The sequence below is a fragment of the Xanthomonas arboricola pv. guizotiae genome (genome assembly GCF_002940205.1).
In the GTDB taxonomy this organism is placed as follows: domain Bacteria; phylum Pseudomonadota; class Gammaproteobacteria; order Xanthomonadales; family Xanthomonadaceae; genus Xanthomonas; species Xanthomonas arboricola_C.
Map to the genome: position 1 here is coordinate 60,919 of NZ_MDSK01000006.1, position 13,745 is coordinate 74,663.

General features: G+C 67.0%; 10 protein-coding genes. 2 read left to right on the forward strand and 8 right to left on the reverse strand.

The window, feature by feature from the left end:
• Positions 1–79 precede the first annotated feature (79 nt).
• The 4 genes from XarbCFBP7408_RS05255 to XarbCFBP7408_RS05270 form a co-directional block, all read right to left on the reverse strand.
• Positions 80–1,450, reverse strand: a complete 1,371-nt coding sequence (locus tag XarbCFBP7408_RS05255; protein ID WP_104562003.1) for a pyridoxal-phosphate dependent enzyme — start codon at positions 1,448–1,450, stop codon at positions 80–82.
• 278 nt (positions 1,451–1,728) lie between these two features.
• Complete coding sequence (locus XarbCFBP7408_RS05260; RefSeq protein ID WP_002814034.1) at positions 1,729–1,947, reverse strand: YdcH family protein; 219 nt, start codon at positions 1,945–1,947, stop codon at positions 1,729–1,731.
• Positions 1,948–2,292: 345 nt separating this feature from the next.
• Positions 2,293–3,183 carry a hypothetical protein gene (locus XarbCFBP7408_RS05265; protein WP_104562005.1) on the reverse strand — a complete coding sequence of 297 codons (891 nt, stop codon included), beginning with the start codon at positions 3,181–3,183 and terminating at the stop codon, positions 2,293–2,295.
• Positions 3,180–3,563 carry a DUF4398 domain-containing protein gene (locus tag XarbCFBP7408_RS05270; protein ID WP_104562007.1) on the reverse strand — a complete coding sequence of 128 codons (384 nt, stop codon included), beginning with the start codon at positions 3,561–3,563 and terminating at the stop codon, positions 3,180–3,182. The genes XarbCFBP7408_RS05265 and XarbCFBP7408_RS05270 overlap by 4 nt, the downstream gene beginning before the upstream one ends.
• Before the next feature lie 98 nt (positions 3,564–3,661).
• On the opposite strand from XarbCFBP7408_RS05270, the gene XarbCFBP7408_RS05275 reads away from it, so the two are divergent.
• Positions 3,662–4,795 (forward strand): PilT/PilU family type 4a pilus ATPase, encoded by a 1,134-nt coding sequence (locus tag XarbCFBP7408_RS05275; RefSeq protein WP_016900968.1) that lies wholly within the window; start codon positions 3,662–3,664, stop codon positions 4,793–4,795.
• 282 nt (positions 4,796–5,077) lie between these two features.
• Here the strand turns inward: XarbCFBP7408_RS05275 and maiA are convergent, their stop codons facing one another.
• Positions 5,078–5,743 (reverse strand): maleylacetoacetate isomerase, encoded by a 666-nt coding sequence (maiA, locus tag XarbCFBP7408_RS05280; protein ID WP_104562009.1) that lies wholly within the window; start codon positions 5,741–5,743, stop codon positions 5,078–5,080.
• Between the two features lie 43 nt (positions 5,744–5,786).
• Complete coding sequence (locus tag XarbCFBP7408_RS05285) at positions 5,787–6,845, reverse strand: fumarylacetoacetate hydrolase family protein (RefSeq protein WP_181106279.1); 1,059 nt, start codon at positions 6,843–6,845, stop codon at positions 5,787–5,789.
• A gap of 308 nt (positions 6,846–7,153) precedes the next feature.
• Here XarbCFBP7408_RS05285 and XarbCFBP7408_RS05295 point away from each other — a divergent pair, with 308 nt between their 5' ends.
• Entirely contained in the window at positions 7,154–8,518 is a 1,365-nt protein-coding gene (locus tag XarbCFBP7408_RS05295) for a DEAD/DEAH box helicase (protein WP_104562013.1), read from the forward strand.
• Positions 8,519–8,715: 197 nt separating this feature from the next.
• On the opposite strand, the gene XarbCFBP7408_RS05300 is transcribed toward XarbCFBP7408_RS05295, so the two are convergent.
• Both XarbCFBP7408_RS05300 and XarbCFBP7408_RS05305 read right to left on the reverse strand, forming a co-directional pair.
• Complete coding sequence (locus tag XarbCFBP7408_RS05300) at positions 8,716–11,001, reverse strand: transferrin receptor-like dimerization domain-containing protein (RefSeq protein ID WP_104562015.1); 2,286 nt, start codon at positions 10,999–11,001, stop codon at positions 8,716–8,718.
• Between the two features lie 108 nt (positions 11,002–11,109).
• On the reverse strand, positions 11,110–13,731 hold the full coding sequence (locus XarbCFBP7408_RS05305; protein ID WP_181106293.1) for a TonB-dependent receptor plug domain-containing protein: 2,622 nt from the start codon (positions 13,729–13,731) through the stop codon (positions 11,110–11,112).
• Positions 13,732–13,745 lie beyond the last annotated feature (14 nt).

The window sequence follows — 13,745 nt, forward strand, 5'->3', positions numbered from 1 at the left end:
GATTGTAGCAAGCGGGTCCGAATGACCGGTGCCGCGCGTCGCATCCGGGCGCGCGGCGCTACCCGATCACTGCATGTGATCACTGCACGCGGCGGCGCAGGTAGTTGAGCAGGTCGATGCGGGTGATGAGGCCGAGGAACTGGTTGCCGTCCATGACGATGGCGACCTGGCCGCGGTCGAACACCGGCAGCAGCGCTTCGATCGGCGAGGCGACGTCCAGGCGATCCAGCTTGCTGACCATGGCGGTGGAGATCGGGTCGCGGAAGCGTGCCTCGTCGCCGTAGACATGCAGCAGCACGTCGCTTTCGTCGACGATGCCGACCAGCTCGCCGTCATCGATGACCGGCAGCTGCGAGACGTCGTACAGCTTCATGCGCTGATACGCGGTGGTCAGCAAATCCTTCGGGCCCACCACGACGGTGTCGCGCTTGTTGTACGGGCGCAGGATCAGGTCGCGCAGGTCGCCGTGCTGCGGGCGCTCCAGGAAGCCGTTGTCCAGCATCCAGTAGTCGTTGTACATCTTGGACAGGTACTTGTTGCCGGTATCACAGACGAATACCAGCACGCGCTTGGGCGTGGTCTGCTCACGGCAATACTTCAGCGCGGCGGCCAGCAGGGTGCCGGTGGACGAGCCGCCGAGGATGCCCTCCTTGGCCAGCAATTCGCGCGCGGTGTGGAAGCTTTCCGCGTCGCTGATGGAATAGGCCTTCTTGACGCGCGAAAAATCGGAGATGTCCGGCAGGAAGTCCTCGCCGATGCCTTCGACCAGCCAGCTGCCGGACTTCTCGCTGACCGTGCCCTCTTCGATGTACTGGGTCAGGATCGAGCCGACCGGGTCGGCCAGCACCAGCTCGGTGTGCGGCGAGGCGCTGGCAAAGGCGCGCGACAGGCCGGTCATGGTGCCGGAGCTGCCGCAGCCGAACACGATCGCGTCCAACTGCCCGTCCATCTGCGCCAGGATTTCCGGGCCGGTGCCGAATTCGTGCGCGGCCGGGTTATCCGGGTTGCCGAACTGGTTGATGAAATAGGCGCCCGGGGTCTCGGCGGCGATCTTGGCGGCCAGGTCCTGGTAGTACTCCGGGTGGCCCTTGGCCACGTCCGACCGGGTCAGCACCACCTGGGCGCCCATGGCCTTGAGGTTGAAGATCTTCTCGCGGCTCATCTTGTCCGGCACCACCAGGATCAACCGGTAGCCCTTCTGCTGGGCGACCAGGGCCAGACCCAGGCCGGTGTTGCCGGCAGTGCCTTCGACCAGGGTCGCGCCCGGAGCGAGGTCGCCGCGCTGTTCGGCCGCTTCGATCATCGACAGGCCGATGCGGTCCTTGATCGACCCGCCGGGGTTGGCCGCCTCCAGCTTGAGGAACAGCTCGCAGACGCCGGTGTCCAGGTGCTGTGCCTTGACGATCGGCGTGTTGCCGATCAGTTCGAGTACGGAGGAATGGATCGCCATCGGAATATCGTCACTGCGTCGCGCGGGGCTTGGCCGCCCATTATCCGACGAACGGCTGGGGAATGCTCATTCAGACTGGAACCGATCGTGCCGGCCCGTGAACGGGCGGGCTCAGCGAGTCCTGCGACGACCACCACCGACCTGATGGCTTGGCCAACGGGCGGGGCGTTCGCCTCCTGCCGGACACGGCTGCGCAAATAAAGACGCGGACGGTGGCAAGCCGACGAGGAGGCCGCCACCGCCCGCGGCGGTGAACTTGTTCTAGCGGTGGGGAAGGATCAGTGGGTGAGCTGGTCGTACATCCGGGTGAGCTTTTCTTTCGCCTGCAACTTCTCGCGCTTCATCTGGCCCAAGGTTACGTCGTCGATGGGGAGCACCCCGAGTTCGGCATCCATGCATTTCTTGTTCAAGAGCTTGTGGCGTTGGTACAGCTGCTTGAACTCGGGATCGGACTTGACCAATGCGTCGATTTCGGTCTGCGGTTGCCCTTCGAACATGGCGTTACCTCCTTCACTTGAAACACTTAAAACAAGAACGCCCCGGCCGCGGGCGGCACGGGGCGCTGCTTGGGGATGGAAGACTCGCGGATCACAATGGCAAGCGCACTGGCGGAACCCACACACTGTCCACCGAATTGCGTTGATGCGTGCCCTTGCGTCACTGGCCCGGCCCTCCGTACTTCCAGGCAGCGGAGTGCTGCCCGGGAGTACGACCCTACGCCGGTCGCGGAGGGGGTTCAAGGCCAGAAGGGCTGCTTTTGCCGTTCCCTGCCTCAATCAGTGACCGCGGTTCAACCGGGCGTCATGCCCTGGTTAAAAGACCTTAACTTCCAACCACTTGCATTACGGCGCGACAACCACCTCGGCAGCGCGCGTCTTGCTGGCGGCGGCCTTGGTGCCATTGACCTGCAGCCGTGCGCTGGCGACACCGGCAGCCACCAAGGCGTCGCGTAACGCTTCGGCCCGCTTCTTGGCGGTGGCCGCATCGCTGTCGTAGCCGACGATGCTGACCCGGCCTTTCTTGCCGATGTTCAGATACTCGGCCAGTGCCTTGGCCTGCCCCGCGGCATCGCCGGACAGCGCGGCCTTGCCACCGAAGGCGCCACTGCCCAGCGAAAACACTTCGCCGCGGCTGTCGAACTTGGCGGACGGCAACTTGGCCCCGGCCACCAGCTCGGCTTCTTCATGCGCCAGTTGCACCGCTTTCTGCTGGGCCGCATTGAGCTTGGCGGTCTGCTTGCCGGCCACGCTGGTCAGCGCCAGCTCGGCGTCCTGGCGGGCCAGGGTCTCCTGTTCGGCCGCCTGCCGCATGCGCTCGGCCTCTTCGGCCTGGATCTGCGCCTGCACGCGCAGACGCTCGGCTTCCTGGCGCGCGCGCGAGGCGTCGCGGCGGCTGGCTTCGATCAGCAGGTCGTTGCGGGTGCCTTCCAATCGATCCAGCTCGCGCCGCGCCAGTGCGGTGCGGGCGGTGAGCTCGGCGATCTCGACCCGGCGGTCGGCCAGAAACACCAGCTCGTCGCGGTCGCGGCGCTTGGCCTCGGCCAGCGCCGCCACGCTCTGCTGCGCCTGCAGCCGTTCGAAGCGGGCCAGGTCGTTGGTCTGCGGGTCGTTCTGCAGCGCGGCCAGGCGCCGGTTGAGCGCGTCGGCCTGCGGGTCGTCCTTGGCCGCCATTGCCAGCGACGGCAGCGTGGCCAGACTCAATACGCCGATATAGAGCAGTGGGCGCAGTTTCATCGGCCACCCTCCCCGGTGTTGAGGGTGTTCTGCAACTGCGCGACTTCCTTCTTGCGCTGTTCCAGCTGGGCGATGACCACCGCTTCTTCGCTGCGGGCCTTGGCCAGATCGGCGTCGGCCGCTGCGCGCAAGGCGATCTGCGGCACCTGCTTGCGCTGGCGCTTGTCCAGTTGCGCCTGCTGGGCCTGCATCAGTTCCTGGCGGGCCAGGTTGACCAGATCCGGGGCGTATTGGTCGGCGTCGGCCTGGGTCGCGCGTTGCACGGCCTGTTCGGCGGCGGTGAGCTCCGGTGCCACCTGGGCGGCAGCGGGAGAGGAAAGAACCATGAAACAGGCGATGCCATACAGGGATCGCCGCAAGTATGCGAAGCTAGCCGTCATTAGGGGAGCCGTAGCGAGAAGTCTCGAGCACGGCCATTGTCGGAAGCCTGCGGCGTACTTGCAACGAGACGCTGCTGTTTGTTGGGGAACCATTGCGCATGGATATCGGCTACTTCCTGAAGCTGATGACCGAAAAGAATGCCTCGGACATGTTCTTGACCACCGGCGCGCCGGTGTACATCAAGATCGAAGGCAAGCTTTACCCGCTCGGCAATACGGGGTTGCCGCCGGGGATGGTCAAGAAAATCGCTTATTCGTTGATGGACGAAGGCCAGGTGCCGCAGTTCGAGCGCGAGCTCGAGCTCAACATGGCCATCGCGCTGTCCGACGCCGGGCGCTTCCGGGTGAACGTGTTCAAGCAGCGCGGCGAAGTGGGCATGGTGATTCGTGCCATCCGCAGCCGGATCCCCAGCATCGAAGAACTGAACCTGCCGCAGGTGCTCAAGGACGTGATCATGACCCCGCGCGGGCTGGTGCTGGTGGTCGGCTCGACCGGCTCGGGCAAGTCGACCTCGCTGGCCTCGATGATCGACCACCGCAACAGCACCACCACCGGGCACATCCTGACCATCGAGGACCCGATCGAATATCTGCACAAGCACAAGATGTCGATCGTGAACCAGCGCGAGGTGGGCCTGGACACGCACGCGTTCCAGAGCGCGCTGAAGAACGCGATGCGCGAGGCGCCGGACGTGATCCTGATCGGCGAGATCCTGGATGCCGAGACCATGGAGGCGGCGATCGCCTTCGCCGAGACCGGCCACCTGTGCCTGGCGACGCTGCACTCCAACAATGCCGACCAGACCATCGAGCGCATCCTCAACTTCTTCCCCGAGAGCGCGCACAAGAACGTGCTGATGAACCTGGCGCTGAATCTGCGTGCCGTGGTGTCATTGCGTCTGGTCAAGGGCGTGGACGGACGCCGCCGGCCGGCGACCGAAGTGCTGCTCAATACGCCGATGATCCGCGACCTGCTGCGCCGTGGCCAGGTGCACGAGGTCAAGCAGGCGATGGAGGAATCGCTGGAAGAAGGCATGCAGACCTTCGACCAATGCCTGTTCCGCATGGTCAAGTCCGGCGAAATCGAGCAGGAGGAAGCGCTGCGCGCGGCCGACTCGCGCGACGGCCTGGCGCTGAAGTTCCGCCTCTCCGAAGGCGGCTCCGGCGAGCACGACCCGTATGCGGATTACGAAACGGCAGCGGCGCCCAAGATCAGCCACGGCTTCATCTGAGCATCGGCAGGTGCGCGGTGTTGCCGCGCACCTGCCCGGAGCGGCGGATCGCGCAGGGCCGTTGCCGGCGTACGAGCGGTGCGCACGGTTGGGACAGCGCGGCGGCTAGCTCCGATCAACCCAAGAGTGCCGCCGAGCGCGGCCGATGCCCAGTGCGCGGAAACAGCGCGCCCGCCTGCGCGCCGCCCAGCCGGCAGACAACCGCTCGCTACCGGTACCTGCCCTGCCCGGGCTGCGATTCAACGCGGATGCGTCACGCACCAGGCACACGCCTGTCGCCGATCAGGCCGGCACCGCGTCGGCCTGCATTTCCGGCCGCGCCGCAGCGAATGCCGGCAGTGCCAGGCAGGCCTGTTCGATGCGTTGCAGGATCGGATACGCCGTCAGATCGACGTCGAAACGGCGCGCGTTGTAAAGCTGCGGGATCAGCAGGCAATCGGCCAGGCCCGGGGTGTCGCCGTGGCAGAACGTGCCGGCATGCGGGTCACCGGCCAACTGCGCTTCCAGCGCCGCAAAGCCACGCTGCATCCAGTGCCGTGTCCATTGCTGGCGCTGCGCGGCATCTCGTTGCCATTCGCGCTCCAAAAACTGCGTGACGCGCAGGTTGTTGAGCGGATGCACGTCGCAGGCGATCACCTGCGCCAGGGCGCGCACGCGGGCGCGCTCGGCCGGCGCGGCGGGCAGCAGCCGCGCGCTGTCCGGGAACGCGTCTTCCAGATATTCCAGGATCGCCAGCGACTGCGGAACCACCACCGCGCCGTGCCGCAACGTGGGCACCAGTTCCTGCGGGTTGAGCTGCGCGTAGGCGGGTGCATGCTGCTCGCCGCCGTCGCGCACCAGATGCACCGGATGCGCGAGGTAGGCCAGCGCCTTCAGGTGCAGGCCGATGCGCACGCGATACGCGGCGCTGGAGCGCCAGTACGAGAACAGTTCCAGTGGCGCGCTCATGCCCGGCCTCGCATGCAGTGTTGTGCAGGCGCCCTTGCCGATGTCATGGCAGCGGCTGACGTTCGACGCGCTGTTCGATCGCACCGAAGATGCTGGCGCCATCGGCAGCGAACATCTCGATCCGCACCACGTCGCCGAAGGACAGGAACGGCGTGCTCGGGGTGCCGTCGCGCAGGGTTTCCACCACGCGTTGCTCGGCAAAGCACGAGGCGCCCAGCGTGGTGTCCTGGTTGGCGATGGTGCCGGAGCCGACGATGGTGCCGGCCGAGAGCGGCCGCGTCCTGGCCGCGTGGGCGATCAGCTGGGCGAAGTCGAACTGCATGTCGTTGCCGGCTTCCGGTGCACCGAACCAGGCGCCATTGACGTGGGTGACCAGCGGCAGGTGCACCTTGTTGTCGCGCCATGCCTGGCCCAGTTCATCCACGGTGACGAACACCGGCGACAGCGCCGAGCGCGGCTTGGATTGCACGAAGCCGAAGCCCTTGGCGAGCTCGGCCGGGATCAGGTTGCGCAGCGACACGTCGTTGACCAGGCCGACCAGCTGGATATGCGCGGCGGCCTGCTCGGGCGAGGCGCCCATCGGCACATCGTCGGTGATCACCACCAGCTCGGCTTCCAGATCGATGCCGTGGTCTTCGCTGATCACCTTGATCGCATCGCGCGGGCCGTAGAACCCGGCGCTGGTGGCCTGGTACATCAGCGGGTCGGTGTAGAAGCTTTCCGGCACCTCGGCATTGCGCGCACGGCGCACGCGCTCCACGTGCGGCAGGTAGGCGCTGCCGTCGACGAACTCGTAGGCGCGCGGCAACGGTGCGGCCAGCGCCTGCAGATCCAGATCGAACACGCCATCGGCGCTGCCCTCGTTGAGCGAGGCCGACAAGGCGTTCAGGCGCGGCGCGATATTGCTCCAGTCTTCCAGCGCACGCTGCAGCGTGGGCGCGATGCCGGTGGCGCGGACCGCGGTGCGCAGGTCGCGCGCGACCACGATCAGGCTGCCATCGCGGCCGCCCTCCTTCAGGGAACCTAGCTTCATGACCGTCCTGTGCTGTGGCTGATCGGTCGATTGTACGACCTGACGCAACAGTGGTTGCAACTGAAACAACTGACCCGCCGCCCAACCGCGGGACGCGCCTTTTGTGCAGCGCGCCAAACACGCGTACACTGGCCCGGTCTGCATGCGGCCGTCCGTTTCCCTTAGGGACAGCCGGCGAGGCCAGGATCGATCGATCCGCTCGCCCGCCCCACCCGACGCCTTTCGTGGTGCCGACAAACCCATCGCGTCTTGATTGGGTTGTTCCACCATCTCGCAGCGCGGTTCACGGGAACGCTCCGAGCCTCACTTTTTTGCATCTGCAATGCGTTTGCGCTCCGGGCCTGGCCTGGCGGCGACGCTTTACTTGGAGCTTCCTGATGTCTTTTGAATCCCTGGGCCTGGCGCCCTTCCTGCTGCGCGCGTTGGCCGAGCAGGGCTACGAAACCCCCACTGCGATCCAGCAGCAGGCCATCCCGCTGGTGTTGGCAGGGCATGACCTGCTGGCCGGCGCACAGACCGGTACCGGCAAGACCGCCGCGTTCGGCCTGCCGTTGCTGCAGCACCTGGGCACCTCGCCGCAGCCGGTCAACGGCCCGCGCAAGCCGCGCGCGCTGATCCTGACCCCCACCCGCGAGCTGGCCACCCAGGTGCACGACAGCCTGCGCGGCTACAGCAAGTACCTGCGCATCCCGAGCGCGGTGATCTACGGCGGCGTGGGCATGGGCAACCAGCTCGACACCCTGCGTCGCGGCGTGGACCTGCTGATCGCCTGCCCGGGCCGGCTGATCGACCATATCGAGCGCCGCAGCGTTGACCTGTCCGGTATCGAAGTGCTGATCCTGGACGAAGCCGATCGCATGCTCGACATGGGCTTCCTGCCGTCGATCAAGCGCATCCTGACCAAGCTGCCGCGCCAGGACCGTCAGACCCTGCTGTTCTCGGCAACGTTCGAAGAGAACATCAAGCAGCTGGCGCTGGAGTTCATGCGCAACCCGATGCAGATCCAGGTCACCCCGAGCAACACCGTGGCCGAGAGCATCACCCACCGCGTGCACCCGGTCGATGGCGCGCGCAAGCGCGACCTGCTGCTGCACCTGCTGGCACAGGACAGCCGCGAGCAGACCCTGGTGTTCGCCCGCACCAAGCACGGCAGCGACAAGCTGGCGCTGTTCCTGGAAAAGTCCGGCATCAAGACCGCGGCGATCCATGGCAACAAGAGCCAGGGCCAGCGCATGCGCGCGCTGAGCGACTTCAAGGCCGGCCGCGTGACCGTGCTGGTGGCCACCGATATCGCCGCGCGCGGCATCGACATCGACCAGTTGCCCAAGGTCATCAACTACGACCTGCCGATGGTGGCCGAGGATTACGTGCACCGCATCGGCCGCACCGGCCGTAACGGTTCCACCGGCGAGGCGATCTCGCTGGTGGCGCAGGACGAAGCCAAGCTGCTGCGCCAGATCGTGCGCATGCTGGGCCGCGACGTGGAAATCCGCGACGTGCCGGGTTACGAGCCGCAGACCCCGATCCGTTGGGGCAATAGCGCGCCGGGCCGTGCCGAGCAGCCGGGTGGCGATCGCGCCCCGCGCAAGAGCCACGCCCGTCGTCCGCATGGCGATGCACCGCGGCAGGCGCATGCGCATGCCGGCCCCAAGAAGCCCGGTGGCCAGCGCAGCGGCGGGCCGCGTCAGGCCAATGCCGGCGCGGGTGCAGGCCGTCGCGACGGCGGCCGCGGTGGTCGCTGAATCCTGCGCGCCGGCACGTCCGGCGCCAGGCTGGCGTTGAACGGAAAAGCCGCCCTTCGGGGCGGCTTTTCTTGTGGGCGCGCTGCAGCAGCTGCACTGTGGCGAACCGGGCCGCGTGCAATACGCATCGTCCGCGACTGGCCGCCGTGACGGCGTCGCTGACGTGCAGCGCTCCCCGCTAGCTGTGCAGCCCCAAGTTAGCCTTCGATCAGCGCGGTATTGCGATCGATCGCTTCGCGGTAGCGGTCCAGCACTGCAGCGGTCTGCACGATGTACCGACTCAGATCGTCCCAGCGCCGGTCTTCCAGCGCTTCGCGAATACCGGGCAAGGTCTTGACCTCATAGCCGGTGGCCAGACCGGGCGCGTAGATCAGGTTCCGGTACCACGGCCGGCCCGGCAAGCCGCCTTCGGCCAGCAGGGTCTGATCGATGCGTTGCAGCGAGGCATTGAGCTTGCCGCGCGCGCCTGCATCCAACCCGCCGCCACGCGATGCCAGTGCATCGTCATAGCGCCTGGCGCTGGTTTGCAGGCGGGTAATGGCCTGATCCAGTGCGGCAAAGTCGATCTGCGGCACCGCAGCTTTGGCCTCGGGGGCGCGTTGCGGCCGGTTCGGGTTATCGACGGCGGCATAGGCACCGGCCTGCAACAACTCGGCCTGGGTGCGGGCGGCAGTGCGGTCGCTGTCGGCCTGCTGCTTGAGCTCCTGCGCGTAGCCGGCCACCGCGTCGGCGAAGTCGCCGAAGCGTTGCGGCAACACCGGCGCGTTGGCGACGCGCAGCACCGTGCGGCCGACCGTCTGCGACAACAGCGGCAGATAGCTGAAATCCGGGTCGATATAGCGCGCGAAGTAATCGTAGGAGTCGTACAGCGAGTGATACACGGCGCTGCCGCCGCCCTGCCCGCCATAGCCCAGATCCAGCGTGGTCAGCCCCAGATGCTGCAGGAACGGGCTGTAGTCGCTGCCCGAGCCGAGCGCCTTGAGCGGCACGTCGCCACCGGCCGCGAGCTGCTTGGCAACGTCTTTTTGCGCCGGCTTGGCGGTGGGCGCCAGCGCGTCGATGCGGGCACGGGCGCGTTGCCGTTCGAGCACGCTCACGCCGCTGTCGGGGTCGCGCAGATCCGCCGCCACGCCGTTGACCAGGCGTTGCAGCGCATGGCTGCCGCCGGCATTGAGAAAGCCGCGTCCGTTGCCGTCGGTGTTGACGTACAGCACCGCCTTGCGGCGCAGTTCGTCGGCGTGCTGTTCGGCCCACTCGGTGGAGCCGAGCAGGCCGGCCTCCTCGCCGTCCCAACTGGCGTAGACGAGCGTGCGCTTGGGGCGCTGCCCCTGCCTGGCCAGCTCGCCGATCGCCTTGGCTTCGGCCAGCAAGGCGGTGGTACCCGAGAGCGGATCGGCCGCACCGAATACCCAGCCGTCGCGGTGATTGCCGCGCACCACCCACTGGTCCGGATACTCGCTGCCACGCAAGGTGGCGATGACGTTGTAGATGGTCTTGCCGCCCCACTCCGCATCGACCTTCAGATGCACGCGCGCGGTGTCGTCGTCGCCGAGGCGGTAGGTGATCGGCAGCGCGCCGCGCCAGTCCTCCGGTGCCACCGGCCCGCCCAGCGCGGCCAGCAGCGGCTGTGCGTCGCCCCAGCTGATCGGCAGGGCCGGGATCTTCAACACGCTGCCGGCCTGGTCGATCTTCAGGCGTTTGGCGGCCTTGCTGGCGCCGACGCCCGGGGTCAGCGGATCGCCGGGATAGATCGCGAAATTGGCGACCGAGCCGCGTTGCACGCTCCACTGGTTGCGCGCCGGGCCATCCGGATACGCGCGATCCTGGAAATAGCCGTCGTCGCGCGGATCGGAATAGATGATCGCACCGATTGCGCCATGCTCCTGCGCCAGCCGCGGCTTGAGCCCGCGCCAGCCCTTGCCGTAGCGGGCGATGACGATCTTGCCGCGCACATCCACGCCGTTGCGCGCCAGCGCTTCGTAGTCTTCGGCGATGCCGTAATTGACGTAGACCAGATCGCCGGTGACATCGCCATTGCCGCCGTAGATCACATACGGCGGCAGCACGTGTTCGGTCTGGGTGGAGGTGCTGTCGCCCGGCAACGGCGGCTCCTTCAGACGCGCGACATACGGCTTGGGGCCGAGCAATTCCAGCTGCGAGCTCCTGGGCGAGGGCCACAGCACCTGGAAGGTTTCGATGCGCGCATCCCACCCGTAGCCGCGCAGGCGGTTTTGCAGATCGCGGGCATTCTCCAGGTTATGCGGCGCGCCAACGTGATTGGGCGCCGACGACCATTGCTTCAACCAGCCGCGATAATCGGCATCCTTCAGGCCGCTATCGAAACGCGCTTCCAGCGCGCGCTGCGCCTGTGCGGCAGCGGCGTCGTAACCCGGCAGCGCGACGGGTTGGGCCGCAGGCTGGGCAGCGAGGGAAGGTGCGACAAAGGCCAGGGCGAGCAGCCAGGCATGCGGCGAAGACGTCATCGGAGTTCCTTAGAAAGTGTCCGGGGGCGAACGGCGATTGGGTTGAGACAGCACGCTGGAGCACGCACGCACCATCGCACGGGCGTGCATGGGCCGTGCGTATGCCGGTCAGAATCGATAGTCCAGGCCCACGGTGAAGTAACGCCCGCGCAGGTCGTACTGGGTGAAGTCGTAAGGCGCACGAATGCCCGGGAACGAGGCATCGACCGGCGGCTGCTTGTCGGCCAGGTTCTCGATCTTGGCGTACAGGGTGAGCTTGTCGATGCCGGTGTAACCCAGATACAGGTCGAACTGGTTGTAGTCGCCCACGCGCGACTGCACGGCAGTGGCCGCCGCGCTGGCCTTCTGGTCGTAGCCGCCGGTGTAGTACCAGGTCAGTGCGGCGCTGACGGTGCCCAGGTTCCAGTCCAGCGTGGTGGTGGCCTTGTTGCGTGGCAGCGACGGGCCGAGATTGCTGCCGGCGTAATCCTGCAACGGGCCACCGACCACGGTGGGGCGGCGGTAATCGCGCACATGGGTATAGGCGGTATTGAGGCCGAAGTTGCCGGCCGCCTTGGTGCGCCAGCGCTGGCGCAGTTCGACATCGACTCCCGAGGTCGTCAGCTCGCTGAGGTTCTGGTAGCGGTTGTACACCGCCACCAGGGTGCCGCGCTCGTTGCGGATCACGTCGGCCGGGTCGTTGTTCTGCACGATAGTGGCGTTGTTGCCGGTGCCGACCAGATGCTCCAGTTCGATCTTGTACCAGTCCACGCTCAGGCTGGTGTCGGCCCACGGCGACAGCACCACGCCCAGGTTGTAGCTGCGCGTGCGCTCGGGTTCGAGCGCGGTGTTGCCGACGGTGAAGAAGGTGGGGTTCTGGCGCGAGCCCGGCACGTCCGGATCGAACGGGTCGACCACCGAGCCGTAGGAGATATTGGTGCTGGCCGCATTCTCCGACAACGACGGTGCGCGAAAGCCGCGCGAGGCGGCCGCGCGCACCAGCACGGCGTCCAGCGGCTGCCAGCGCAGGCTGGCCTTGGGCGAAAATGCCTCGCCGAAATCGCTGTAGTGATCGCCGCGCCCGGCCAGTTGCAGTTCCAGCGATCGCAGCAGCGGCAGGTTGACCTCGGCATACAGCGCCGACACCCTGCGCTCGCCATCCACCGCGGCAATCGCGGGGCGGATCTGCAGGCCCTGGTCGATCTGCCAGGGATTGCGCGAGACCAGTTCCTCCTGCCGCCACTCGGCGCCGGCCGCGAACCCGACGCTGCCGGCCGGCAGCTCGAACAGGTTGCCGGATACCTTGGCATCGACGCCGCGCAGCGTCGATTGCGCCGGGCGCAGCGTGCTGAGGTTGATACCGTCGATCACCGACTGCGGCGTGGCGGACGGGTCGAGCAGGTTGTAGCTGCCGTCGGCCAGCGCCTGCGCCAGCGTGAAGCGGTTGGCGAAGCCACCGGACACGGTTTCGTGCTCGGTGCTGCGTGCGGCGAACGCAGCCGCCTCCCAATCCCAGCGTTCGGTGGTGCCGCGCACACCACCGAGAAAGCGGTAGGACTGCGAGCGATTGGTTTTGACCGTCTGGCCCAGGTCGAAGAAGGTGTATTCGATCGGCACTGCGGTGCCGTACGGGTTGTACGGGCTGGAGGCCGGCAGCAGGTTGGACACCGGCTCGGCCAGCCCGCTGCTGGCGTTCAAGGCGAAGCGGCCGCCTTCCAGGGTGAAGTACGGGCTGGAGCCGAAGATCGCCACGCCCTTGACCTCGCTGTAGAGCGCCTCGCCGAACGCTTCGACATTATCGCTGAGCCGGAAGGTGGCGTTGGTGTAGGCCTGATAGCGCTTGGTCGAGGGAATCAGCGTGGTGAACGGGGCCTGGTTGAAGCCGCAGGTGTCGCCGGCCAGGCCGTCGATCGGCGCGCTGGCGGTCAGCACGGTGCCGGCGGGGCAGTTGCCTTGCGCATCCAGCATCGGCACCGAGCGGCCGCCGACCAGATAGCGCGCGCCCTTGGCCGACCAGCCGTTCCAGCGCCCGCCGGGCAGGTCGGTGTAGATGCCCGAGCGGGTCAGCGCGCGCTGATCCTGATCCAGCCGGTCGCGGTTGTAGGCGTCGAAACTGAAAAGGATGTTGTAGCCGTCGCGGTCAAGATCGCCGATGCCGCCGATGAACTTGGCGCGCTGGGTATCCATGCCGCCCTGATCGGCAGTGCCGCCGCTCAAGCCCAGCTCGGCGCCCTGGAAATCCTGGCGGGTGATGATGTTGACCACCCCGGCCACCGCATCGGAGCCGTACACGGCAGAGGCGCCGTCCTTGAGCACTTCGATGCGTTCCACCGCCACCAGCGGCAATGCGTTGAGGTTGACGAAGGTGTCGCCCAGGCCATTGGCGGGAAAGCCGTAATTGGCCAGGCGGCGTCCGTTGAGCAGCACCAGGGTGTTCTTCTGCGACAGCCCGCGCAGGCCGATGCCCGCCGAGCCGGACGCCCAGCCGTTGTTGGTGGTTTCGTTGGTGGCGTTGCCGGTGTTGGCCGAGATTGAGCGCAGCGCGTCGGCCACGGTGACCTTGCCGGACTGTTCCAGCTGCTGGCGGTCGATCACCTGCACCGGGTTCGAGCCTTCGCTGTCGGTGCGCTTGATATTGGAGCCGGTGACGCTGACGGTGGCCAGGGTCTTGCCCGTGTCGGGTGTCGCGTCGTCGGCATGGGCAAGGGGAATCAGCGCCGACAGAACGGCAGCAGACAGCAGATAAGGCATCGGGCGCTTCACGC

Bases quoted from the DNA above. Each gene is read 5' to 3' on its own strand.
- XarbCFBP7408_RS05305 (WP_181106293.1), bottom strand. From the start codon at position 13,731: ATGCCTTATCTGCTGTCTGCTGCCGTTCTGTCGGCGCTGATTCCCCTT.
- XarbCFBP7408_RS05260 (WP_002814034.1), bottom strand. From the start codon at position 1,947: ATGTTCGAAGGGCAACCGCAGACCGAAATCGACGCATTGGTCAAGTCC.
- XarbCFBP7408_RS05300 (WP_104562015.1), bottom strand. From the start codon at position 11,001: ATGACGTCTTCGCCGCATGCCTGGCTGCTCGCCCTGGCCTTTGTCGCA.
- XarbCFBP7408_RS05265 (WP_104562005.1), bottom strand. From the start codon at position 3,183: ATGAAACTGCGCCCACTGCTCTATATCGGCGTATTGAGTCTGGCCACG.
- XarbCFBP7408_RS05295 (WP_104562013.1), top strand. From the start codon at position 7,154: ATGTCTTTTGAATCCCTGGGCCTGGCGCCCTTCCTGCTGCGCGCGTTG.
- maiA (WP_104562009.1), bottom strand. From the start codon at position 5,743: ATGAGCGCGCCACTGGAACTGTTCTCGTACTGGCGCTCCAGCGCCGCG.
- XarbCFBP7408_RS05275 (WP_016900968.1), top strand. From the start codon at position 3,662: ATGGATATCGGCTACTTCCTGAAGCTGATGACCGAAAAGAATGCCTCG.
- XarbCFBP7408_RS05270 (WP_104562007.1), bottom strand. From the start codon at position 3,563: ATGACGGCTAGCTTCGCATACTTGCGGCGATCCCTGTATGGCATCGCC.
- XarbCFBP7408_RS05255 (WP_104562003.1), bottom strand. From the start codon at position 1,450: ATGGCGATCCATTCCTCCGTACTCGAACTGATCGGCAACACGCCGATC.